At 70.0% G+C, this 22,552-nt stretch carries 22 protein-coding genes, 1 CRISPR repeat array and 1 riboswitch; of the genes, 4 read left to right on the top strand and 18 right to left on the bottom strand.

Annotation, left to right across the window (positions count from 1 at the left end; all coding sequences use genetic code 11):
- Positions 1–204: 204 nt before the first annotated feature.
- The 5 genes from DSY14_RS00330 to DSY14_RS28595 all read right to left on the bottom strand — a co-directional run bounded on the left by DSY14_RS00330 (position 205) and on the right by DSY14_RS28595 (position 3,563).
- A complete protein-coding gene (locus tag DSY14_RS00330) occupies positions 205–846 on the bottom strand; it encodes a VOC family protein (RefSeq protein WP_211714352.1) in 642 nt (213 codons plus the stop codon).
- Entirely contained in the window at positions 843–1,481 is a 639-nt protein-coding gene (locus DSY14_RS00325; RefSeq protein ID WP_211714351.1) for a peroxidase-related enzyme, read from the bottom strand. The genes DSY14_RS00330 and DSY14_RS00325 overlap by 4 nt, the downstream gene beginning before the upstream one ends.
- Entirely contained in the window at positions 1,478–1,600 is a 123-nt protein-coding gene (locus tag DSY14_RS29145; RefSeq protein WP_283091564.1) for a hypothetical protein, read from the bottom strand. Before DSY14_RS29145 ends, DSY14_RS00325 begins: the two co-directional genes overlap by 4 nt.
- A 345-nt stretch (positions 1,601–1,945) precedes the next feature.
- Entirely contained in the window at positions 1,946–2,962 is a 1,017-nt protein-coding gene (locus DSY14_RS00315) for a putative FMN-dependent luciferase-like monooxygenase (RefSeq protein WP_307851087.1), read from the bottom strand.
- A 31-nt stretch (positions 2,963–2,993) separates the two neighbouring features.
- Positions 2,994–3,563, bottom strand: coding sequence for a hypothetical protein (locus DSY14_RS28595; protein ID WP_249187093.1), 570 nt, complete (start codon positions 3,561–3,563; stop codon positions 2,994–2,996).
- A 76-nt stretch (positions 3,564–3,639) separates the two neighbouring features.
- A riboswitch (SAM riboswitch) is annotated at positions 3,640–3,753 on the bottom strand.
- Positions 3,754–4,169: 416 nt separating this feature from the next.
- On the opposite strand from DSY14_RS28595, the gene DSY14_RS00305 reads away from it, so the two are divergent.
- Positions 4,170–4,478 (top strand): DUF6506 family protein, encoded by a 309-nt coding sequence (locus DSY14_RS00305; RefSeq protein ID WP_211714350.1) that lies wholly within the window; start codon positions 4,170–4,172, stop codon positions 4,476–4,478.
- A gap of 112 nt (positions 4,479–4,590) precedes the next feature.
- Here the strand turns inward: DSY14_RS00305 and DSY14_RS00300 are convergent, their stop codons facing one another.
- Together DSY14_RS00300 and DSY14_RS00295 are read right to left on the bottom strand one after the other, a co-directional pair.
- A complete protein-coding gene (locus DSY14_RS00300; protein WP_211714349.1) occupies positions 4,591–5,052 on the bottom strand; it encodes a PPOX class F420-dependent oxidoreductase in 462 nt (153 codons plus the stop codon).
- Between the two features lie 87 nt (positions 5,053–5,139).
- Entirely contained in the window at positions 5,140–5,967 is an 828-nt protein-coding gene (locus DSY14_RS00295; protein ID WP_307851086.1) for an endo alpha-1,4 polygalactosaminidase, read from the bottom strand.
- 208 nt (positions 5,968–6,175) lie between these two features.
- Here DSY14_RS00295 and DSY14_RS00290 point away from each other — a divergent pair, with 208 nt between their 5' ends.
- Positions 6,176–6,871, top strand: a complete 696-nt coding sequence (locus DSY14_RS00290) for a GPR1/FUN34/YaaH family transporter (RefSeq protein WP_211714347.1) — start codon at positions 6,176–6,178, stop codon at positions 6,869–6,871.
- Between the two features lie 22 nt (positions 6,872–6,893).
- A CRISPR array of direct repeats spans positions 6,894–7,532; the repeat unit is 29 nt; unit sequence GGGTCCATCCCCGCGTGCGCGGGGAGCAG.
- A 90-nt stretch (positions 7,533–7,622) separates the two neighbouring features.
- On the opposite strand, the gene cas2e is transcribed toward DSY14_RS00290, so the two are convergent.
- From cas2e to DSY14_RS00240, 10 genes are all read right to left on the bottom strand, one after another.
- Positions 7,623–7,967, bottom strand: a complete 345-nt coding sequence (cas2e, locus tag DSY14_RS00285) for a type I-E CRISPR-associated endoribonuclease Cas2e (protein ID WP_211714346.1) — start codon at positions 7,965–7,967, stop codon at positions 7,623–7,625.
- Complete coding sequence (cas1e, locus tag DSY14_RS00280; RefSeq protein WP_211714345.1) at positions 7,964–8,899, bottom strand: type I-E CRISPR-associated endonuclease Cas1e; 936 nt, start codon at positions 8,897–8,899, stop codon at positions 7,964–7,966. The genes cas2e and cas1e overlap by 4 nt, the downstream gene beginning before the upstream one ends.
- Positions 8,899–9,648, bottom strand: a complete 750-nt coding sequence (cas6e, locus tag DSY14_RS00275) for a type I-E CRISPR-associated protein Cas6/Cse3/CasE (protein ID WP_211714344.1) — start codon at positions 9,646–9,648, stop codon at positions 8,899–8,901. Before cas6e ends, cas1e begins: the two co-directional genes overlap by 1 nt.
- Positions 9,648–10,403, bottom strand: a complete 756-nt coding sequence (gene cas5e, locus DSY14_RS00270; RefSeq protein WP_307851085.1) for a type I-E CRISPR-associated protein Cas5/CasD — start codon at positions 10,401–10,403, stop codon at positions 9,648–9,650. Before cas5e ends, cas6e begins: the two co-directional genes overlap by 1 nt.
- On the bottom strand, positions 10,400–11,584 hold the full coding sequence (gene cas7e, locus DSY14_RS00265) for a type I-E CRISPR-associated protein Cas7/Cse4/CasC (RefSeq protein ID WP_211714343.1): 1,185 nt from the start codon (positions 11,582–11,584) through the stop codon (positions 10,400–10,402). The genes cas5e and cas7e overlap by 4 nt, the downstream gene beginning before the upstream one ends.
- Before the next feature lie 155 nt (positions 11,585–11,739).
- Positions 11,740–12,354, bottom strand: coding sequence for a type I-E CRISPR-associated protein Cse2/CasB (gene casB / locus DSY14_RS00260; protein WP_211714342.1), 615 nt, complete (start codon positions 12,352–12,354; stop codon positions 11,740–11,742).
- Positions 12,351–14,108 (bottom strand): type I-E CRISPR-associated protein Cse1/CasA, encoded by a 1,758-nt coding sequence (gene casA / locus DSY14_RS00255; protein ID WP_211714341.1) that lies wholly within the window; start codon positions 14,106–14,108, stop codon positions 12,351–12,353. The genes casB and casA overlap by 4 nt, the downstream gene beginning before the upstream one ends.
- The gene (cas3, locus tag DSY14_RS00250) at positions 14,098–17,010 is read right to left on the bottom strand and encodes a CRISPR-associated helicase Cas3' (RefSeq protein ID WP_211714384.1); all 2,913 of its coding nucleotides are present in this window, start codon (positions 17,008–17,010) and stop codon (positions 14,098–14,100) included. The genes casA and cas3 overlap by 11 nt, the downstream gene beginning before the upstream one ends.
- Positions 17,011–18,445: 1,435 nt before the next feature.
- Positions 18,446–19,615: a glycosyltransferase gene (locus DSY14_RS00245; RefSeq protein ID WP_211714340.1), complete on the bottom strand. Its 1,170-nt coding sequence runs from the start codon at positions 19,613–19,615 to the stop codon at positions 18,446–18,448.
- A gap of 160 nt (positions 19,616–19,775) precedes the next feature.
- The gene (locus DSY14_RS00240; protein WP_211714339.1) at positions 19,776–20,393 is read right to left on the bottom strand and encodes a TetR/AcrR family transcriptional regulator; all 618 of its coding nucleotides are present in this window, start codon (positions 20,391–20,393) and stop codon (positions 19,776–19,778) included.
- Between the two features lie 90 nt (positions 20,394–20,483).
- Between DSY14_RS00240 and DSY14_RS00235 the strand changes: the two genes are divergently transcribed.
- Positions 20,484–20,864 carry a VOC family protein gene (locus tag DSY14_RS00235; protein ID WP_211714338.1) on the top strand — a complete coding sequence of 127 codons (381 nt, stop codon included), beginning with the start codon at positions 20,484–20,486 and terminating at the stop codon, positions 20,862–20,864.
- Between the two features lie 147 nt (positions 20,865–21,011).
- On the opposite strand, the gene DSY14_RS00230 is transcribed toward DSY14_RS00235, so the two are convergent.
- Positions 21,012–21,914 (bottom strand): alpha/beta hydrolase, encoded by a 903-nt coding sequence (locus DSY14_RS00230; RefSeq protein ID WP_211714337.1) that lies wholly within the window; start codon positions 21,912–21,914, stop codon positions 21,012–21,014.
- A gap of 40 nt (positions 21,915–21,954) precedes the next feature.
- On the opposite strand from DSY14_RS00230, the gene DSY14_RS00225 reads away from it, so the two are divergent.
- Positions 21,955–22,548: a TetR/AcrR family transcriptional regulator gene (locus tag DSY14_RS00225; RefSeq protein ID WP_249187092.1), complete on the top strand. Its 594-nt coding sequence runs from the start codon at positions 21,955–21,957 to the stop codon at positions 22,546–22,548.
- The last annotated feature ends 4 nt before the right edge of the window (positions 22,549–22,552 follow it).

Raw genomic sequence — 22,552 nt, 5'->3', positions numbered from 1 at the left:
AGATGGGAAAACCCGGGTGCGGGCGTTGGTCCGGATGCCGCCGTCGCCGGACCGCCCGCGCGATCCGCGGGGAGCGCAGGACGCGCGGGACGGCGTCGGGGAACGGACCGTGGACGGGGGGAGGGACCTCGTCGTCCCGGGCCGTGTGAACCGCGTTCCCCAAGGCTCCCGGAGCACCGACCAACGGCACGGAGCGGCGGCCCATCAGCGTAGGACGAACTCCCCCTGTGGGCCGCGCAGAACGGCCTCCAGCGACGGCACGGGGCCGGTCGAGACCTCCAGATCGACGCCGAACGCCGCCAGGGCCGGGGCGAGCGAGGCCGGATCCGGGTGTACGGCGCGCAGGGACACCAGTTCCAGCGTGGGCAGGTCGCCCAGGCCGGGTTGCGGGGTGCTCCCCCAGTCGATGAGGAAGGGCACCGGCGCGGGGTAGGCCTTCGGTTCGCGTTTGGCCAGGTGCCAGCGCAGGACATCGCCGTCCGGCGTGGCCCGGGACCAGGGCTCGACGTCCCCGGGGTCGTGGCCCACCGCGCGGGCTCGTTCCACCACCGTGGTCAGGTCGTCATCGACGCGGACCGCGAAGGTGGCCAGGTGGGGGTGGTCCAGATCGGCCAGGCCGAAGACCCGCACCGGCTCGGTGCGGGCGGGGTCGGGGCCGACGATCTCCAGGTAGTACGGGGCACGTTCGGACCCTACGGTGAGGGCGACCAGGGCGTTGGCCGAACCCACGGGGTGCCGTCCACCGGGCACCGGCGTGACGCCGGTGCGTTCGGCGAAGGCGGGCACGGCCGCCTCCAGGTCCGGTACGGCGTAGACGAGGTGGTCGAGGTTGCTCGGGAAACTCATCGGTCTCCTTCCTGCCCGGCGCGGGACGCGCGGAGCGTGTGCGGGTGTACCGGCTCACCCAAGGAGAGTATGAGGCGGTTGGCCCAGGTGAAGAAGGCCGCGCTGTCGACGATGTCGACGATGTCGGCGTCCGTCGCGCCGAGGGACCGCGGCTCCGCCACGTGCTCGGCGTCGAACTCCACGGGAGTGGCCGACAGGGCCACGGCGGCGCGCACGACGGCGTTCCACCGGAGGTGGCCGGTGTCGGTCCCCACCCCCTCGGCCAACAGACGGTCGACGTCCTCGCGCCGGGTCGCCGGGCGGGCGGCGAGTCGCGCGTGCACCGACCCGCGGAACACGCGGCCGTTGAAGCGGGACACGGCGGTGGAGGCGAGTTCGCGTTCGGCCCGGGGCAGCCCGTCGTCGGTGTTGTGGAAGATGTCGAAGTCGGCGCGGGTCCGTGCCTGCAGGGCGTCCGGGTCGCGGACCGGCAGCGCGAAGTAGGGCGTCCGCGCGCGGGACTCCTCGACGAGCGCCTCACGATGGCGCGAGGTCGGCTCGTGCTCGGTGAGCGGCGCGAGCCGGGGCTCCCCGGCCCGGGTGAAGTGGTCGGGACGGTGCGACGCGGACGGTGCGTTCACGGGTGGGGTGTTCACGCGGCCTCCGTTCGGGACAGGACCTCCAGGCCGTGGACCGGCCGGACCTGGAAGGCCGGGAAGGAGACGAGCCGGGACAGGGTGACGATGGCGGTGGTGAACCAGCCGACGTCGGCCAAGACGCTCAGGTCGTCCGGTGCGGCCTCACGTGGGCGCAGGATCAGCAGGTGGGCGTGGTCCGGCGCGACGGCGGTCGCCGCGCCGAGCAGGGCGCGTTCGGGCGCCGGGACCGCGGATCGCGGCCCGCACCAGGTCCGGCGGGTCTGCGGGTCTGCGGGTCTGCGGGTCTGCGGGGGCGACGTCGAGGAGACGGTCGACGAGGTCGTCCGCCGGGGTGCCTCCTTGGTCGCGGGGTTTGGGTCGGTGGGCGTCGGGATGGGTCGGGGCCGGTGGCACCGCGCGGTGGGGACCCGGTGCTCGGGCCCCGGGGCAAGGGGACCCGTGGCACCGCGCGGTCGACGCGGTCAGGCGCTGGCGGCCGGGGTCCAGCCGAGTTCGGGGGCCACCCGCTCGGCGACGAGTTCGATGGAGCGCAGCACGTGCTCGTGCGGCGGGTCCACCGAGTGGACCTGGAAGGACAGGTGGGTGGCGCGCGGCAGGGCCGTGTCCTGGGAGAGCGACTCCAGGACGTCCTCCGGGGTTCCCACGTGCGCGTCGAGTCGGGTCAGGAGTTCGGTCACGGGCAGCCGGTCGACGTCGTCCCCCAGGGTGGCCCGGGCGAAGCGGGTGGTGCGGTAGCCGCGTTCGGCCAGGCGCAGCGCCTCGTCGCGGTCGTCGGCCACGAACAGGGTGCGGGCCACGCTGATCCGCGGGGCGGTCCCCGGCTCCAGGTGTTCCAGATAGGTGTCGATGAGAGGGTTCTGGATGTCCCACAGGGCCGTGTCCGGGGCCTGGGCGGGACGGGGCTGGGTGCGCGAAAGCATCAGCCCGTGACCGTGGCGGCCCGCGGTCACGGCGAGCGGCGCGGAGAAGGTGGCCAGCCACAACCGGTCCAGGAGTTCGGGACGGGCCGGGTGGAGACGGTTGCCGGTGTGGTCGAAGGGCGCGCCGGACAGCGCCGCGAGGAGCGTCTCGTGTTTGCGGGCGAACGCCTCACGCCGTTCCTCGAACTCCACCCCGAAGCTCGGAAACGTCGTGGGGGTGCCGCCGGAGCTCAGCCCCAACTCCAGTCGGCCGTCCCCGAGCAGGTCAAGGACGGCGGCGTCCTCGGCCACCCGGACCGGGTCCTCCAGGGGGAGGGTGACCACTCCGGTGCCGAGGCGGATGCGCTCGGTGTCGGCCGCCGCCCGGGCCAGGAACACCAACGGGGACGGCAGCCCGCCCTCGTCGCCGTCGAAGTGGTGCTGGGCGACCCACGCACTGTCGTAGCCGTGGGCCTCGGCGTGCCGGATCTGTTCGATGGCCAGCCGGTAGCGCTCCGCCGGGGGCGCCGCGTCCAGCACACGCGTGAAGAATCCGAGCTGTTTGGGCACTGTGGTCACTTTCCGTACTCCTTGATGGGATGCGGGGCGGTCAGGGCAGGGTGAGCGGCACGGGTTCGCGACGACCGGGGACGGCCTCGATCAGGCCTCGCGTGCAGGTGTGCCGCGGTGCGGCGAAGATCTCCTCGGTGAGTCCCGACTCCCCCACCCTGCCCTCGCGCATCACCGAGAGGGTGTGCGAGAGGCGCCGTACGACCGCGAGGTCGTGTGAGATGAACAGGTGGGTCGGGCCGAGTTCTTCCTGGAGGTCCTCCAGCAGGTCGAGGATCCAGGCCTGGATGGTGACGTCCAGAAGCTCCTCGGCGTGGTCGGGGTCGTACTCCAGGTGCGCGGACCGGTCGACGTGGCCTCCGGCGGTGGTGCTGAGGAAGGACGTGGCCAGGCGGTGGTGGTCGATGTAGATCGTGTCGACGACCTCCTGGCGGTCGATCCCCGCCACCAGCGTGCGCCGGGCCTCCGGTTCGGACAGGATCTCGTTGCGAAAGCGCAGGCTGGGGCCGTTGTCGACACCGTTGGTCTGCGGGGCGTAGAGGTCGAGGACGGCGGCGACGGCGGGACCGGACACGGGCAGGAGGCCCGGCGGGGTCGGAGACTGGGACACGTTCTTCCTCTCGGGAACCGACGGCCGGGGAGGGGCCGTGGGCACGCGGGTCCACGCGGTGGACCCGCGCCGCGCCGCAGAGCACTTGCGCCCGTGGGGCCTCGGGCGCCTGGTCTTGCTCGGGAGCACCCCACCGCCGTACGAGGGTTGCTGCCCCGCCTGCCGAGCCAGACGGCGGGAACTCTTGACCGGACAAAAAATAGCATGCAGGTAGGAAAACTCGCCTTAGAGGATCGAGGTGATCCGGACCACCGCCGACACGGTGACACGACCGACGACCGGGGCGCGGGTGCACGCACGGACCTGCACCCGGAGGTGGTCGGTGCCACTCGGGGCGGGGGTCCCCCGCCCGCCGGGCACTCCGGGGCGACCACCCGTCGTCGCCGACCCCGCACGCGGGCCGACCAGGACCTCGGGTGGCGCACGCACCGGACGTCGCCCCGGCGTTGGCCCCGCCAGGACAGGGCGGGACAGGGCAGGGCGGCACAGTCCGAACGGCGCACCGACCCTCGTTCCACGACCATGGACGAGAGCGGACACCACCAGACTTGACCTGAAGTCCGCTTGAGGTCCTAGGTTCGGGGGACACGAGACGAGGAGACTGCCATGAGCCTCACCTGGGCCTACGTTTTCGAACACCCCGGAACCGACCCCATCGCCGACCGCACCGTCATCGACCGGGCGGGCCAACGCACACTACTGGTACCGGTACCGGGCACCGACAAAGCACCCTCGGTCGCCGCGGAACTCGCGGCGACCGAGGGCGTGAAACTCGTCGAACTCTGTGGCGGCTTCGGCGCCGCAGCGGTGGCCGCGGTGCGCGCCGCCGTGCCGCCCGAGGTGGCGGTGGGGCAGGTCGCCTTCGGAGCGGACTCGGTGGTGTCGGCCGCCGCCTTCGCCGAGGCCGCCGGTTAGATCGCGCTCCTCAGAGCCTCGGCTTGCCGGCGGCCCGGGTTCGGGCGGCCGCGGAGAGACGGGAACCCTCGACGCCCGGACACGTGCACACCCGTGGCGCGCCGAAGGACGCTCAGGCCTTGTCGGCGGGGAAACCACCGGTGGCGATCGGCCCCCACCTCTCGGGGGTGACCCGGATCAGGGCCTTGCCCTGCCGGCGCATCGCCTCCCGGTACTCGTCCCAGTCCGGGTGCTCGCCCGCGATCACCCGGAAGTACTCGACCAACGGCTCGACGGCGTCCTCCCCGTCGATGACCTCGGCACTGCCGTCCACCTGGACCCAGGGGCCGTCGAAGTCCTCCGAGAGGACGACGACACTGACCCGGGCGTCCCTCCCGGCGTTCCGGGCCTTGGCGCGCTCGGGGTAGGTGGACACCACGACGCGTCCTTCTTCATCCACCCCGCAGGTCACGGGCGAGGCCTGCGGGGAGCCGTCGGCCTTGCGGGTGAGGAGGAGCGCCCGGTGCCGGGGGCGGAGGAACTCCAGCAGTCCGTCGCGGTCGACCTTGGTGTTGGTGGCGATCTTGGGGGCCATGTCTACGCACTTCCCGACGTGTGATTGAGGCCCGACCACGGTACCCCGCCCCGCTCCGGCACGCCCGCGCGCTGGGCCGTGTCCGGCTCAACAGGTCGCGTACACGTACCCGGGTTCGGACTCCGCCACCAGAGCGAGGTCGCGCAGGATCGTCCTCGCAGGGGTGTCGGTGACGGCGCACGCCGCGTCGAAGTCGGTATCGACCTCGTCCAGGTCCTCCGGGTACTCGATGGCGAGCACGTTCTCCTCCCCGTACACCCGGGTGTAGCCCCCGCACTCCGACCACGCCGCGCAGGACTCGGTGATGGCGAAGTCGAAGCCGACCTCGTCCTTACCGCGTTCGGCCTCCTCCACGGTGTTCTTCTGGGCCGCCGCCATGCCCCGGTCGTGCGCCGAGGCCACCAGCAGCGTCGCCAACGCGAGATTGTCATCGCTGGTCAGAGCAGAATACGAGCGCAGGTACGCGTCCAGGTTGTCGAACTCGACCGCGTCGTAACCGGCCTCGGCGCACTGCGCGATGGTGTCGTCGAGCAGAGCCGCGATCCGCTCACGAAGTTCCTCGGTCGAGGTGTCGAGCAGGTACTCGTCGGGCCAGCCGGGGTCCGCGACCGGGTCCCCGCCCTCGTCTCGCAGGAGCACGTCGGGGGCACGCTCCTCCCAGAACCCGAGGTCGCCCGGCTGGGTCTGGAAACCGTTGACGTAGCAGACGGAGTACAGGTCGGGCTCGGGCTCCACCGAGGAGTCGCGCACGACGATCTCGACCCCGTCGGGCGGCGGATAGGCGCCGCCCAGTTGGTAGTCGAACCCGCCCTCGGGAGGAAGTCCCTCCGCGTTCCCGGCGCCGGGTGCGCACGCGGCGAGCAGGGCCGTCACCACCAACCCGCTCCCGACCACGACTCCGATTCGAGGACCCACGACGGCCTCCTCCATCCCTCCAGGCAGAACGGACCCCACGACCAGCGGAAGGACCGGTGACACCCGGCCCCTGTCCACTGCCAGTCAAACACCCTCCGAGCACCGGCCGGACCCGGTCCAGGTCGGGCACTCCCTCGGTCTCCGCACGGTCCGGTTAGGCGCCGATGAGTCGGGCAAAGGGGAGGAATATCCAGATCAAGGAGGCTTCATGAACGAGGATCGCAGCAACGAGAAGACGCGGACGGACCATCACTCGATGGTCCGCATCATGCTGCGACCCATGGGCTCACCGCTGCCCCTGGGTTTCCTCGGAGTGGCCATCGCGACCACCGGGTTCAGCGCGCTGCAACTCGGCATCATCCCCGAGGACGAGACGGTGATCGTGGCCATGGCCGCGCTGATCATCACCGTTCCCCTGATGGCGCTCGCCTCCATCTTCGGGATCCTGGCGAGGGATCCGGTCGCCAGCACCAGCATGGGGGTGCTCGGGTGCACCTGGGCCCTGTTCGGCACGGTCAAGCTGACCGTCGATCCACAGACCCAGAGCGCCGCCCTCGGGGTGCTGCTCATCGTCGCGGGCATCGCGGTGCTGGTGCCGATCGCCGGGGCTACACAGAAGCTCGTCGTGGCGTTCGTGATGGTCGGGAGCGGCCTGCGGTTCTCCCTCACCGGGATGGCGGAACTGACCGGTTCGAGCATGATGGAGACGGTCTCCGGGGTGGCCGGGCTGGTGCTGGCACTGCTGGCGCTGTACACCGCCCTGGCGCTGGAGTTGGAGGACGCCCGAGGGCACTCGGTGCTGCCGCTGCTGCGTCGCGGTGACGGGCGCCTGGCCACCCGCCACGACATCGGCGACCAGATCACCGGCCTGGCCCGCGAGACCGGCGTCCGCGCCCAACTCTGACCCTCTGGGCGGTGACGATTGTGGCCTCAACCCCGCGTGCGCGGGGAGCAGAACGAGATCGCGAACGCCGAAGACACCGAGGAGGGTCCATCCCCGCGTGCGCGGGGAGCAGGGGCAGACGCTCTGGAACCTGATCAAGTCCCGGGGTCCATCCCCGCGTGCGCGGGGAGCAGACCTCGATGTGCAGCGGCCCTTCGGTGGCTTCGGGTCCATCCCCGCGTGCGCGGGGAGCAGGGTGGCCGTCTGGTGATGGCGACCTTGGCGGCGGGTCCATCCCCGCGTGCGCGGGGAGCAGATGACGCCGTCCAGGTCGGGGGCGTCGTCGGTGGGTCCATCCCCGCGTGCGCGGGGAGCAGCGGTAGTACCCGGCGAACGTGCGGGCGGTGCTGGGTCCATCCCCGCGTGCGCGGGGAGCAGCGGTGGTGCAACACCGTCCGGGGGCGTTCTTCGGGTCCATCCCCGCGTGCGCGGGGAGCAGGAATCGCTCAACCGCATTCCTGCGCTCCGCGAGGGTCCATCCCCGCGTGCGCGGGGAGCAGATCAGCGCCGCCGCCTCGTCGTAGCTGGTGGTGGGTCCATCCCCGCGTGCGCGGGGAGCAGACCTGGCACCTGTCCCCACAGGACCTGGACCTGGGTCCATCCCCGCGTGCGCGGGGAGCAGTCTCGCTGACCTGCGACGTTATCCGCGGAACAGGGCCGAATCTGCACATTGTTGCGAATTGGACATAAGTTACAAACTTCCCAGAGCTTCCTACTTGGCGAAACGGCGGCGTTTCGAGGCCTTGCTCCACCCCTTCTTGGGGGTGGCGATCGCCTTCTCCTGATTCTTGGGGCGCTCGATGAGCGTCATCCCCTCGTGGTCCACCGGTCTCCACGTGTGCTCAAACGTCTCGAAGGCGAACCCCTGTTCACTATTGGTCGTGTACACGAGAAGCGCCCTGCCATTGCCCGCGTACTCGTGCACCTCGTCCCACAGAACCTGGCGCACCCGAGCGGAGGGCTTGCCGATGAACACCGTCGGCGCGATCTGCAACAACCACCTCGTGAGCAGACCGCGCAAGCCCGAGGGGCAGTTCGTGAGGATGATGACGGTCACCAGATCACCCCGAGGTTCCGGCCGGACTCGATGTCCGGCCCGCGGTCGGTCTGAAGACCGACACGGTCCGTCTCCTCCACGTCCGCCCCGCGGGGAAGCAGCAGACGCTTGATGTCGGCCACGCACCTGTCGAGGAGACCGCGTTCATGGACGCGATCACGGAGTGCCCTGCGGGTCCTGGCACCCACGTCCTCATCGCTCTCCGCGACCACGTCGAAGGCCACCGGAATCGCCACCTCGACCTTGTACAGATCGGCCACGTCCAGCACGAAGGACTGCTCGTGACCCGAGTGGACGAACCCCAAACCCGGGGTACACCCGAGTGCGGCGACCACGGATTGCGCGATGCCGTAGAAGCATTGCGCGGCCGCGGTGACGGCCTGATTGGGCGGGTCGCCCGCCGCGAAGTCGCCCGGGGTGAACTTCCGCCCCCGCCATTCCACGCCGGTGCGGGCGGCCTGTTTCCGGTAACACTCCTTGACCCGGTCGCCCTCCAGACCGAGCAGCTCCCTCCGGTTGCGCCCCTCGACGTCTTCACCGGGAAAGCGCGTGAGGTACATCTCCCGAGCCACGTTGAGCCGGGTCCTCATGTTGGCCCAGGCCTTGGCCTGGGCTTCGACCAACGTCGAGGATCGGGTCAGGGCGCGCCCGCCCGAGTAGTAGCGCACCCCGTGTTCGCCGACCCACACCACGCCGGTTCCGCTGTCGCCCAAGAGGGACATCGCCTGATGGGTGACCCTGGTGCCCGGCCCGAGAAGCAGAACTCCGATCGTCGCGGACGGGATGTGCCGAACGCCCTCCCCGTCCTCGGCGGTGATGGCGTTGTCCTCGCGATGGATCACGCACCGTTCGAGATAGACGAACGAGCTCCGATCACCGACCCTGGTGAGCTGACTCGGAGTCAGGGCACCCCGTTTCCCCGCCGTGGCCATCAGGTCACCGGCGCCAAGGTCAGCAGTCCACAGCCGTAGGCCTTGGCGCGGCCGATACCGGACGTCAACGCACGGCGCAGCGCTTCGGGATCGGTGACGGTCAGCCTGCCGTCGAACGTGGCGGTGACCACGGGCACCCTCATGCGTCGGCCCTTGCGCTCCGGACGAGGATCGGCCTTGTCGAAACCCGCACTGTCGCGCTCGCGCACCAGGACGTCGTAGCCGTCCACCTCGGGCATGGCCGGGTCCGGGTCCGTGGCGCGCAGCACCTCGAAACCGCACCGCTCCTGTTTCTTGAGCAGCCATCCCACCTGGTGGCGTGGGGTGACGTGTGCGGTCGGCTTGGTCGGCTCCCCGTCCTTGCGTCGGATGCTGTGCACGGGGTTGGCCGTCAATCGGAACGACCAGTTCTGTCCCGCTTCGATCCGATCGAGGAAGCCGGCGTAGTCGTGGCTACGCCACCCCGACCCCTCGTCCGCGTGGGGCCACCCCGCCTGTTCGACGAGGTGCGTGAGTTCGGGCCGTTCAGGGCTCACGACGTAGAGGAACACCTCCGCCGTGGCGTTGCGGTCCACCCGCCAGAGCACCCGGGGTCCGCCGGATCCACCGGCCCCGGTGTCGCTCTCGGCGGCGCTGGGCAGCAGGTCGGGGAAGCCGCCCAACACGGCGGCGTGCATGGCCTGGGGTGAGGACAGGAGTTTGCGCGCACCGGACCGGTGGGTGTTGACACGGAATCGGGTGAGGTACATCAGTCGTCTCCCAGCGCGGACAGGGGGTCGTGGGCGGGTGCCGCCGCGCGGTGCGCGTGCGCGCCGGGGTCGATGACCGTCACCGAGTCCGGCCGTACCGTGCGCATGCCGTAACGCCGGTGACGAGGGTCGAAGCTGAGCGGCAGGTCGCGCGCGGCATCGGCTCCGCCGTCGCCGGGCGCGGCGTCCACGAGCGTGGTCAGCTCGACCCGAGGCGACGCTGTCCGACCACGCCGCCGCCGGTACCAGGGCGAGGCCTGCCACGGCTGGTCCCGCAGCGTGTCCTCCACGGAACCGGCCACCGGTGCGCCCAGGTCGACCGGGCGCGAGGGCGGGCAGGAGCGTCGACCGAGGTAGGGCAGGTAGACCGGTGCACGCACCGCGCCGTACAACTCACCGACCAGCTCGGGGTCGCCTTCCACCGCCGCCACGAACACCGCGTCGGACAGGTAGAAGCGCTCGGACACCGGCATGGACACGTCGGTGACCAGGTGGTGGGCGGTCTGGTAGTCCCGCACCCGGGTTCCGGGCTGGTCCACACGCACCCCGAACCGCAGCGCGGCCAGATCGGCCAGGTCGGCCGTACGATCGCGACCGAGAGCGGCGGCGAGCAGCCCGATCACCCCGCTCTTGGTGGGCGCGTTCTCCGTGCCGCGTCGGGAGAAGCGCGAGGCCGAACCCCAGGACTGGAGCGGGCCGGCGAACACCAAGGGCAGGGTGAGCGTTGCGGTCGTCGCGGGGACGGAGCCGCTCACCGGGGGTCCTGACGCTGCGCGACGGCGGCACCGACCTGCTCGACGAGTTCGGGGAGGGTCACGTCGGCGCCCAACCCGGACAACTTGGCGGTGCGCTCCCCCACCCGCACCACCCAGGTGTCGACGTCATCGGCGGCCCCGAAGGCCCGTTCGATCTGCGGAACGTACTCGGCCAGGCGCGCACTCGCCTGGGCGACGTGACCGTCCCGGGCGTCGACCGGCTCCTCGAAGGCCCCCACGAAGCTGATCGGTCGTGCGCCGCGCAGCTTGACGATGACCGCGTCGGGCAGGGTGTGGTTGCCGAAGGTGTTGATCTTTCCGGTGGGCAGCGATTCGACGAAACCACGAACGAAGGCCTCGACCGCTCGGCGGAGCGGCTCGGTGACGGGCTCGTCCTCGCGCAGCCCCTCCCCCAGGTTCTTGCGGAGCAGGTCGACGTCGACCGCCGCGTACCGGTAGAGGGTGGCGGAGTTGAACTCGACGGTGCCGATCATCCCGGCACCGGTCTCCTCCTCCGGGTTCCTGTCGTCGACCGCGGTGAAGTAGTCCGACTCGTTCTCCACCGTGTGGACACTGATGGCGTGCGCGACCTGGGCCGCGGCGTCCACGTTGACGTCGGCCCCGTCGGCGACCATCCGCCCGAACAGAGCGATGTCCACCGAGTGCAGGGTGTCGGCGGCGGACTTGGCGCGCGCCTTGTTGTCCTTGTCCTTGAGGAAGGCCTTGATGTCGTCCTTGCCGTCGACGGCGATCCGGGCGAGCGCGTCGCGCTGTCGGGCGCTGAGGAACATGAGGTAGGCCGACTCGGGTGCGGGCGAGGGCTCGCCGTTCTTCTTGGCGGCGTCGACCTTGCGCTTGGGCGGCTCGACCCTGGAGCCGGTGGCGACCTGGACGGTCTCGGCCGCGAGGGTGAGCGCCTCCGGCTCCTCGATAGAGGTGTCGATTTCCCGGATGCGTGTGGCGATCAGTTCGGCCACGCGCTTGGTACGGGTCCCCAGTTCCTGGGGGGCGAGCAGGGCGTCGAAGGCCAGCCGGGTGGCGCGCTTCCACGCCTGGCTGGAGACACGGGAACGGCGCGCGCCGCCGAAGAGGGCGGTCTTGGGGGCGCCGGTGTCGTCACGGTTGAGGTTGCTGGGCGGCACGGTCTGCAACACGTGCACGTCGAGAATGGTGCGGCTCATGGGGGTGTCCTCGTCTGGTCGAAGCGATGCGTGCGTGATGTGGAGCTGAAGCGGGCAGGTGCGGGGCCGTGTGACGCGGCCCCGGGTGGTGCGGCGGGTCCGGTGTCCAAGACCGGCACGGGTCACTCGGTGGGAGCGGTTCCGGTCTGGTCGGGTTACTCCGCCGCTCCGGGCCTGGTGGGCCGGTAGGCCTGGAAACCGCGTCCCCAGGCACGGCGCACCCTCTCGGCGCCCGCTCGGGTGCGGGTGTCGTGGAGTTGGTCGGCGAGCAGCCCGTAGTCGAGGGGGATGTCCTGACCGCGCAGGAGCTGGACGATGCCCCGCAATCGGTCGATCCGCACCACGGGACCGCTCGCCGTCTGGGCCTGGACGAACCGCTTGCGCAGGGGTTCGTCGATGTCCCCGGACGGCATGAGCCGGCGAACGGCTCCACCGAAGTCCCTTCCCCGCCGGTGCATGCCCGTGTCCCGCTTGGACTGCTGGTGCAGGGCGTAGAGCGTGAGGGCCTCGTGCACGGCGGCCTCGGCGTCCGGTGTGCGCCGATCGTTGACGTCGAAGGTCTCGTAGAAACGGTGGTCGATGGTGATTCCGACCAGTTCCGGCGCGTCCTCGATGACCTTGCCCGCGCCGCGACGCAGTTTGGCCAGGGTGGCGACCGCGTCGGGATGGTCCTGGAGGTACCCGGCCTGGAGTCGACGGATGCGCTCGTCGACCGCCTGACCGACCTCCCTGAGTTCGTGCACGTAGGCGGTGCTGCTCGCTGTGGTCACTGTTGTTCCTCCGTGCCGTTGTCGGAGTCGGTGTCGGGGATGGTCAGGGGCAGGGCTGTGCGCAGTGCCCGACGGAAACGCAGGTCGACGCTGGAGGTGTTGAGCCAGAACGCACCGCTCTTGGTCTCCAGGACCCGCCCTTCCCAGGAGGCCTCGCTCGCGGACGCGATGAGCTCGTCGGCGAGCCGGGAGACGATGGAGCGAACGGTGAACTGCCAGGTGCGACGTTGCTCCCGCGGGTAACGCGGGTCGTCCAGGGGGAGACCGGTGCCGGTGTCCTCTCCCCCACCCTGGGCCAGGCGGCGCAGCCAGTCGCGGAAGGGCTCATCCAGTTCACCGAATCCGCGGTCACGAGCGGTGCCTCTGGGCCCGTCGCCGTCGGCGCCCGCCGCCTGTGCCAGACCGGTGGCCAGGTCTCCCAGGGCGGTCACGGCGTCCTCGGCGTCGGTGACCGCGTCGACGGCTTCCCGAGCGAGTTCCTCGTGCTCCTGGTGCAGCAGGATCATGGGCATCGCCACGGAGTCGTCCACGATCTCGTCGACGACCGACTGCTGTGTGCCGTAGACGGCCCCGGCCAGCCGTACCCGCAGGAGGTGACCGCGCGGCAGGTAGCGATGGACGGTCAGGCGGGCGATCCAGTCCACGATGCGGGGGCGCACGTACTCGGCCGCCTCCTGACGCTGGTCGCCTCCCCGGACCCGACCGGTGACCAGGGCCCCCAACCCCCGCCACGCCGCCCGGGCCGGGTCGTGGTCTCGGGGCAGGTAGACCGTGGCCTCGCGCAGCTTCTTCTCCTGGGCGGGGCTGCGCCGCCAGGCGGACATGGGTTCGCGCAGCTGCATGTTGCGCGGAGACAACGGGTCACCGTAGGCGAGCAGAACACCGTGGACGCCTTCCGCGTCGTGCTGCAGACGCACACGGCGCGTCTGCCAGGTGTACAGGTCGCGCACGCCGTAGGGACGGGACCCGGCTGCGGCCCCCGACAGCGGCGCGGCGGTGGCGGGCGGGTGAACCCAGGCGGGGCGGTCCGGTTCGGGGCCGGCGTCGGTGTCGAAGTTCTTGGTGTCGAAAGCGATGAGGTTGAGCAGCAACGTCTGCCGGAGGTCGTCGCCCTCCGCGTACACACCACCCAGGTGACCCGCCCAGCCCACACCCTGGGGATACCCCCTGCCGCCCTTGACCCTCGGGTCGCCCTCGGCCCCGGACTTGATCCCGGAGAGGTCGTAGGCGTGGGCGTGCACCAACCAACGGGCGGCCTCCCCGTGATCGAGGCGACGGGCCCCGTCGGCCCGCATGGTGAAGAAGCGGGCACCGTTGGGGACGTCGGCGACGATCCGGTCCAGCGCCGAATACTCGCCCTTCGCGGTGCGCAGACCCGACACCTGCATGAACGGGGTGTCCGGGTGGAGAAGGTCGAAGCGTTCCCGGTGGGTGTCGAGGTACGCGCGCGTCTCCTCCAAAGGGAGCCCGTCGTCCCAGAGCTCGCCCCAGTCCTCGATCGAGCGCGGCCCATCGATCGCGTCGTGCAGGATGGCCAGCAGCAGACGGAGCAGCGCGAAGTCCTGGGTCGGCAGGTCGCCGACCAGGCGGCGCACCTGCGCGGCCTGCTCGAACACCTCGATCAGGGACAGTTCCGTTTCGACCCCGTCGGTGCGTAGCACCGGGATCCAAGGCCTCCGGGTCAGGTCGAAGTGGGGTGGAGGCGAGGTCGCGGAGTCGGGTGTCGCCACGGCTGTGGATGCCTCATTCGGCACGGGTGACCTCCAGGCCGTCGGATTCGGTGTAGTGAAGCGTGTACCCGGCCAGTGCGGCGCGGTCGTCCTCGTCCAGGAAAAGGACCAGTTCCCCGGCGATCCAGTGGGCCTCCTTGGACTGCCAGGCCGCCACCAGGTCGGTCTCCAGTTCGGCGATGGTGCGGTCGATCATCGCTCCGGTGACCGTGAACGGGTAGGGCAGGCGCAGTCCGCTGGCGGCCAGTGCGCGGGATGCCCGGGGCGTGGGGACCGACTCCTGGGGCAGAGGCAGTCCGCCGCGCCCCTCGGTCAGCCACGGAACGGTGCTGAGGGAACCGTCGGCAGCGCGCCGGGCCACCAGCACTTCGAGGCTTTCACCGGTGTCGCGGACCTGGGCCTTGCCGCTCTGGCTGTCGTCGGCCTCGCCGACCCCGGCGTCCACCCAGCCGATGAGCGCGCGCCCATCGCGTTCAGCGGGGTCGAGCAGGAAGGTGCGTGCCCGGGTGGCCTTGTCGGCCTGCGCGAACTCCTGGGAGTCACGGGCAGCATCCAACGCCGAGGACCATCCGGGTGGTGCGATGTCGTCGTGGTCAGCGCTGTCGCGGTAGGCGTCCTGGACCAGCGGGCTGATGTGTTCGGGCAGCCGCAGGGTCCGCTCACCGTCGGTTCGCGCCTCCAGGTGGGGGCGGAGCACCGCCGACGAGCGCAGGAGCGGGTACTCGCCGTAGATGGTCCGCGAACCGCGCACCGGCTCCGGTGGTGCCTGAGCCCAGTCCACCCCGGTGACCAGGCATCGGGCCGTGCGCAACCGGGGCGGGCGCGCGCTCTGTCCATCGCCACGCGGGTGGCGGTGCAGACGTCCCATCCGCTGGAGGATCAGGTCCACGGGTGCGAGGTCGGTGACCAGCAGATCGAAGTCCACGTCCAGGGACTGCTCGACGACCTGACTGGCGACCACGATGCTCCGCGCGGGGCGAGACGTACTGAGCTCGGTGCCCTTCGTGGGAGGGCCGTACTGCTTCAGCAGCTGTGCGTCGCGCTCGGCACGGTCCAGGTCGAGGAAGCGCGAGTGGGCGACGGTCACCGCCGCGTCACCGAAGTGGTCGCGCAGGTGGGCCGCGGTCTCGTGCACTCGGGTGACCGTGTTGCGGATGACCAGGGCGCAGCCGCCCTCGGCGAGTTCCGTCTCCAGACGGTCGGTGAGGGTGACCAGGTCGTCGTCGAGGGGTTCCAGGAGGACGTCGGTCGAGCGGCCCGAGGCCGCCGGTGTGTACAGGCGTGGTGGTGCGCCGGACGTGGCGGTGGTGATGAGGGGGTAGGCGTCGATCCGGCCGATCTCCTCATAGGCCGGATCGATCGGGCCTCTGCCCTGTTGGTCCCCCGTGTAGGCGAGGGCGAGCTCACGCCTGCGCCGGGCGGGCAGGGTGGCCGACAGCACGACGACGGGAACGCCGTACCTACCGAGCCACGCCAGTGCACGGTCCAGGTAAGCGTTCATGTACGTGTCGTAGGCGTGGGCCTCGTCGATGACGACGACCTTGCCCGCCAGCGCGAGGTGGCGCAGGGCCAGATGTCTGCTCTTGAGGCCGGTGAACAGGAGCTGGTCGATCGTGCCGACCGAGAAGGAGGACAGCATGCCCTTCTTGCGTCCGCGCAGCCAGCGGTGCGCGACCAACGCGGCGTTCCCGGGGGCGTCGCCGGAATCACGGTCGGTGTCGGTGGCCAATCGGGGGCCGCCACCGAGGTAACCGGCGAACACCTGGTTGAGGTGCGCCTTGGAGTGCGCGAGGAAGATCGAGGCCGCTTCCTTCGGCATACCAGGGAGGCGGTCGAGCCAGTGGGTGAAGCGGGTGAACATGGCGTTGCTGGTGGCCATGGTGGGCAGGGCGACGAAGCAGCCGCCCGCGCCGGTGCGCGCGGCCAGGATCTCGGCTACCGCCAGGGCGGCCTCGGTCTTGCCCTCTCCCATGGGGGCTTCGATGATCATCAGGCCGGGGCCGGACAGGGTACGAGCGGCCTCGACCGCCTGTTCCTGGACCGGACGCACCACGGCTCCGACCGGCAGCTCGAAGCGAGCGGCGAAGAGCTCCGACGCCGTACCGAGGGGCTCCTGGGGCTCCCACTGCGCGGGGAGGTCGAGGAGCTTCCAGGCCTGCTCGGTGCGTTCGGGGTCGGCGCTGCGCTCACCAGGGAAGTAGGGAAAGTACTCGGCGTTGCTGGCGATCCAGTCGGCGGTGATGACCAGCGCCGAGAGCAGGACCTGAGCCGTCTGGGGCAGCTTGACCGTGCGCCAGTCACGGAGTCGTTCGCCCACGCCGGCCAGGCGGGCCGCCGTGTCGAGGAGTTCGTTCTGCACCGCCCGCCAGGCGTCGGCGCTGCCGGGGGTGCGCAGGAGTTCCGGATGGTTCTCCAGGGCCATGATGGCGGAGTGGGTCGGTGGCACGCCGTGGTGTCCGCCGATGATCACCGTGAACTGGTTGGTGTGGCGTTCGCGCCAGTCATGATGCTCGACCAGCCACTCCCCGAGGATGAGCTGGCCCGCGAGGCCGTGTGGTGCGAGGTTTCGGTCCACCATCTGCTTCTGAAGCGGCATGTCGAGACCGAACGTGCGCATACGATCCGCCAGCTGCTCGACCTGGCAGGCGAAGGCGGGGGTGGCCTTGCCGATGTCGTGCGTCGCGGAGAGCCAGACGGCGAGCAGGCGAGCGTCCGATTCACCGCCGGGGAGTGCGGCTCCGATGAGTTCGCGGATCTGGCGCGGGAGCCAGGCGTCCCAGAGTCTGCCCGCGACGAAGGCGCTGTCCGCCATGTGGCGGTAGAGGGGCAGCCAGCCGTCGGAGTCGAAATCGTGTTTGGCCCACACCGTGCAGGCGGCCCCTGCGAGGCCGTCCTTGCAGGGCAGTGCAGGGCTTCCCGGATCCATGAAGAACATCTAAGCGCCCCATACCGACCGTCAGAACCGGCTTTGAGTCTTGAACGGAGGCCTGATCCGGCCAAAACTCATGGTCAGTTTGTAGGCATTTCAGACACACGTGTGGTACTCGATACCAGCACAAACCAACGGGCCTCCCCGGGCAACCGGGGAGCAGACATTGATCAGTGCCGCCGCCGCCCCTGTGGCAGACCCATCCCCGCGTGCGCGGGGAGCACTTGACGCTGGTCACTACTCTGCTACCAACTTCGGGGGCAATCCCGAGCTGAATCTCGGGAGCATCAAGGGCGATGATACTTGATAGGGGCCAAATCGCAAGTTTTGAAGCAACGAAGTTGGTAGAGGTCCAATGACCTGCCTGTTGACCAACGAAGTGGGTAGAACAGTATGTGACGAGAGTCAAACGGTACGGTTCGGCACAGCACTGGAGGCTTGTTGGTGCTACGCTTGCCACCATAAGAGCAGAAGCCTCCCGAGCGACAGGCTGCAAGGTGCACACTTCGAACGCGAACCGCGATCTAGTCGTACTCCACCACTACCGCAACGCAGCAGTGACCATGATCAAAGATCACAGGCATTCCCCTGCCGATGTGTCCCACATCACCAAGGCGGATGAGCTGGCGCTAGAGGGCTACGTTCGCCGAGCAGAGTCAGCCGAGCACGTAGATTCACGACTGATCGAAGGCAAGGCGCCACAGGCGCGCCACGACAGGGATTCGCGTTAGCTTTCAGCTCGAAGACAGATAGCTACACCCCAAATTAGCAACCACAGCCCCTGACCCAGGCAGTGAAACTCGGCCTACTAGAGCACTGGCAATCAAGCCTCGACCGCACCAGTTGATACTACAGGGAACTCCTACAGAGCTTTCCGAGCAGGCCAGACCCGGCCGAGGCACAAGACGCAAAAACCAGACCTCGATGCGAATCAAGTGCCCAAAACACACATCGCAGCCTTCGTCGGCATGAGAACCGTCCCCAAATAGAGTAATTACACGGCGTGACTAAGCTCAACCTCCCCGCTTACATCGAGGAGGTTGAGTTTAGTATAGTGCGGAGATAATTCCTCCCGGAAGTTTTACGGAAGCTCAAAACGAATCTAACCCTGCGGATTCAGTGCGCAGCTGCCTGCATCCGAGCGCGTACTCATCACCAACGGCACCGTCCCTGCGTGCGCAGTGAACAGATGCTCTTGCTGTAGACCGTGTCGATCAGGAAGGGTTCATCCCTGTAGGAACGGTGAGCAACTAGTAGCCGCGTGCCGGCAGCCCTCGCACAGGGGTCATCCCCGCGTGCGCGGGGAGCAGTCTCGCTGACCTGCGATGCTATCCGGCAAAGAGGGCCGAATCTGCATGTTGTTGCGAATGAGACACGGAATCACATTCCTCGCGAAAAGGACATGGGGCCGCCCCTGGGGGCGGCCCCGGGGTCAGCGGGCCGCCTGCAGGAGCACGTCCACCAGACGCTCGGCGGCGTCGGGGCGGCCGTGGGACCGGGCGTTGGCGGCGATCTGCTCGCGCTTGGCGGGGTCGTCGAGGAGGGGCTCCACCGCGGCCTGGAGGCTCTCCGCGGTGACCTCGCCCAAGAGTGCTACGGCGGCACCGGACTCCTGGAGGTGGCGGGCGTTGTGCGCCTGCTCGTTGCCGGCGGAGGAGGCGAGCGGGATGAACACCGCCGCCTTGCCCAGGGCGGTGAGTTCGGCGATGGTGCCGGCGCCACTACGGGAGATCACCACGTCAGCCAAGGCCAGGACGTCGGGCAGCTCGGGGCCGACGAAGTCGGTGAGGTGGTAGCGCTCGACCAGCCCGGGCGGGAGCTGCTGGGCGCTCTCGCGCAGAGCGGTGACGTTGGCCGCCCCGCACTGATGGACGACGTTGGCGCGGGCCAGCAACCAGGGCAGGATGGCGCGCACGTTGTCGTTGATCTGCGCCGACCCCTGGGCACCACCGGTGACGTAGACGGTGGGCAGGTCGGCGTCGTGGCCATGGAAGCCCAGACCCTTGGCGGCCAGGTCGGCCTGGCCGGTGAGCACCTCGGGGCGCACCGGGTTGCCGGTGACCACGGCCTCGGACTGGGACCCCTCGGGCAGCAGTGCGACCGAGGACTCGGCGGACACCGCGATCTGCGCGCCGGCGCGGGCCAGGACCTTGTTGGCCAGCCCCAGGCGCACGGTCTGCTCGTGCACGACGAGGGGGCGGCGGCACATGCGCGCGGCCAGGCCGACGGGTACGGCCACGTACCCGCCGGTGGCGAGGACGACGTCGGGCGCGAAGTCGGAGACCAGCTTGCGGGCCTGGGCCACACCGCGCGGCACGTTGGTCATGTCCTTGACGTTGGCCGGCGAAGCGAGCTTGAGGGGGTTCTTCGAGCGGCGGATCTTGCCGGTGGCAACGGCCTCGAACGCGATCCCGTTGGCGGTCGCGACCCGCTTCTCCAGACTGCCCGCGGCACCCACCCACAGCACCTCGAGGGAGTGCCCGTCGGCCTCCAGGCGCTGTCGCAGGGCGTTGACCGCGGTCAGCGCGGGGTAGGTGTGACCACCTGTGCCGCCTCCGGTGACGATCAGACGCAGGTCACGGTGGTCGTTGGTGCTGTTCACGCGAGTCCCGTCCGGGTGGGCGATGGGGAATTCCGGCCACGACGTGTGGCCCCTGAGCACGTTAGCCGTGATCGGGGGCTGCCGAGGCCTGGTATCGGGGCGAATCCTACGTCGAATCGTCGACCCCGAATTACTGGGACGGGCTCCGGACGGGTTCGGTTCACGTGTGCGCGGCGAGGAAGACGCGGACGCTCTCGGCCGCGTGGGCGCGGAGTTCCTCGGGCCCGGGGATCGCGTCGTCGCCCAGGAGCATGACCCGGTTGACGGGTTCGGACATCACGAGCCAGTTGAAGCGTGCCGCGGCGGCGCGGGGGTCGGCGAGTGAGAGGTGTCCGAAGTCGGCGAGGGTCTCGAGGACGCGGGTGAGGTCGTCGATGGCCCGGCCGGGTCCGTGGTGGTAGAGGGCCTCGGCGAGTTCGGGGAAACGGGGGACCTCGCCGATGACGAGGCGGCGCACCCGCATCAGTCGCGGGGTGAGCACGACGGTGAGCTGGCGGAGGGCGTAGTCGGTGAGGTGGTCGGCGGGGTCCTCGTCGGGGGTCGGTGCGGGGTGGGTGTGGACGAGGTCGCCGGCGGAGTCCGTCATGTGGGTGACGATCTCGACGAACAGCCGTTCCTTGCTGCCGAAGTGTTTGTAGATCGTCTGCTTGGACACCTGGGAACGGGCGGCGATCTCGTCCATGTTGGTGCCGAGGTATCCGCCGTCCAGGAACACCTCCTCGGCGGCTTCGAGGATGGAGCGCCTCTTGCGCTCCGAACGCCCCTCGGGTCGGTTCACGCTCTTGCTCCCGGAGTCGTTGACCAATGAGTACTGGACAGTCTAGTTTCTTCTTCAGTACTGGACCGTCTAGTTCAGGAGTGATCCACCATGCACATCCAGTTCGCCGAGCTGCCCGTGTTCGACCAGGACCGGGCGCTGGCCTTCTACACGGGGAGACTGGGCTGCCGCACGCTCGCGGACGTGCCCATGGGCGACGACGGGTGGCGGTGGGTGGAGCTCGGGTTCCCCGACGCCGACACCGCGCTCCACTTCGTGCCGCGCCGGGACGAGATCCCCTCACCGGGACCGGTTCTGGTGCTGGTCGAGGACGACGTACCGGGCACGGTGGAGTCCCTGCGCGCCGCCGGCGTGGAGATCGTCACCGAGCCGGAGGAGGCCGCCTACATGCCCGGGGTCACGGTCGCGGAGTTCCGCGACAGTGAGGGCAACCGGATGGTTCTCAGCGGCAGGCTCCGACCGACGCCCTGACCGGGCACCGCTCCCCCGCGGCGCACGCCTCGCGGTACCCCTCCGCGGTGATGCGGTGGAGCACCGTCGGGACCCGCACCAGTGGGGCGGTGTCGGGGCGAGGCCTCGTCCCCTTCGCACCGACACCGACACCGACACCGCAGCATCTCACCCCGGGGTGGCGGACTCGACGATGGTGGAGATCAACAGGCTCACGCCCGGCTCCTCGGCCGGCAGGTGCCCGGTGTCGGGAAGCATCACCAACCGTGTGGGCACGGCCAGTCGCTCGAAGAACGGCAGGCTGGCCTCGACGGGGGTCCAGCGATCCTCCTCGGGATGGGCCAGTACCAGGGAGAAACCCTCCGCGTCCTCGGGTTCGGTCGCCGGACGCGACTCCAGGTAGGAGCGCAGGAAGCCGAGCGGCACGCTGTTGCCACCGCCGAGACGGTCCCGCAAGACGACCCGGGTCAGCTCGGGGCGGTTGCTGATCGCGCGCATGTCGGTCAACAGGCGGACCGGCAGGGTGACACGGGCCAGCGGACCGGCCAGGGGACGCATGAGCCGGGGGGCCAGGACGCCCATCCAGGGCATGTGGGAGATGTGGCGTCGGGCGTGGCGCTCCCGCAGGTCCAGCAGGCACGTGGCCACCACCGTGTGCGCGGCACCGGTGCGGGTGGCGACATCGTAGGCGAGCATGCCGCCGAGGCTGGCCCCGACCAGGGTGATCCGTGCCCCGAGGTCCTCGCGTTCGGCGCGGGCCATCTCGCCGGCCACGCGCACCCAGTGCTCGTAGCGGAGGGCGCCGCGGTCGGCCACGTGTGTGCGCCCGTACCCGGGCAGGTCCGGGACGATCACGTGGATCCCCCGGGCGGCCACGGCCGCGGCGTAGGGGGCGAGCATGCCCGCGTGGCCGCCCGCCCCGTGCAGGAACAGGACCCGCCGCTCGGCCTCCGGGTCACCCCATCGTTCGACGTGCACGGTCGTGGACCCGTCGCGGAACCGATCCCGCTGCACGGGTGGAGTGTCACCGCGCAGGGAGTCCGGCATGAGGGGCGTGTAAGGATCGTCCATACGACGATCGTCGGCCCTGCGGTCGGCGTGGACAACTCGCATGGGGGTCGCCATCGACACGCCGCGGAAGACCCCGCGCCAGCAGCGCTCTCGGCACACCGTGGAGGTGTTGTTGGAGGCGGCTGCTCAGGTTTTCGAGCGGGAGGGGTACGACGCGACCACGAACCGGATCGCCGAACGGGCCGGGTACTCCATCGGAACCCTGTACCAGTACTTTCCGAACAAGCGGGCCCTGCTGTACGCCCTGGCCGAACGCCACGTGCGCGCAACCGGGGCCCGCTTCGGCGAGCTGTTCGTGCGGTTGCGGGCGGAGCCGCCCACGTGGGAGGACACTCTGGCCTCGCTGTGCGAGGTGTTGGTGGCCGAGCACCGGGATCGGCCGCGCCTGCACGTACTGATGCATCGTTACGCGCCGCGAGCGCCGGAGGCCGTGGCCGTCCTCGACGCGGTGCGCGCCGAGGTCGTCGACGAGCTGACTTGGCACCTGCGCCGTTGCGGTCGGGGCGGATCCGACCCGGCCCGTACCGCGGCGTTGCTCGTGCACACCGCCGACGCCCAGTTGCACGGGGTGCTCCTGGACCAGGAGGACGCGGCGCGGACGTTGGCGGGTTCCCTGGCCGCGCTGACCCGGTGATCCG

Origin of the sequence: Nocardiopsis sp. MG754419, from assembly GCF_018207095.1 — a bacterium.
Taxonomy (GTDB): Bacteria; Actinomycetota; Actinomycetes; order Streptosporangiales; family Streptosporangiaceae; genus Nocardiopsis.
This window is presented reverse-complemented; position numbering and strand designations above follow the sequence as displayed.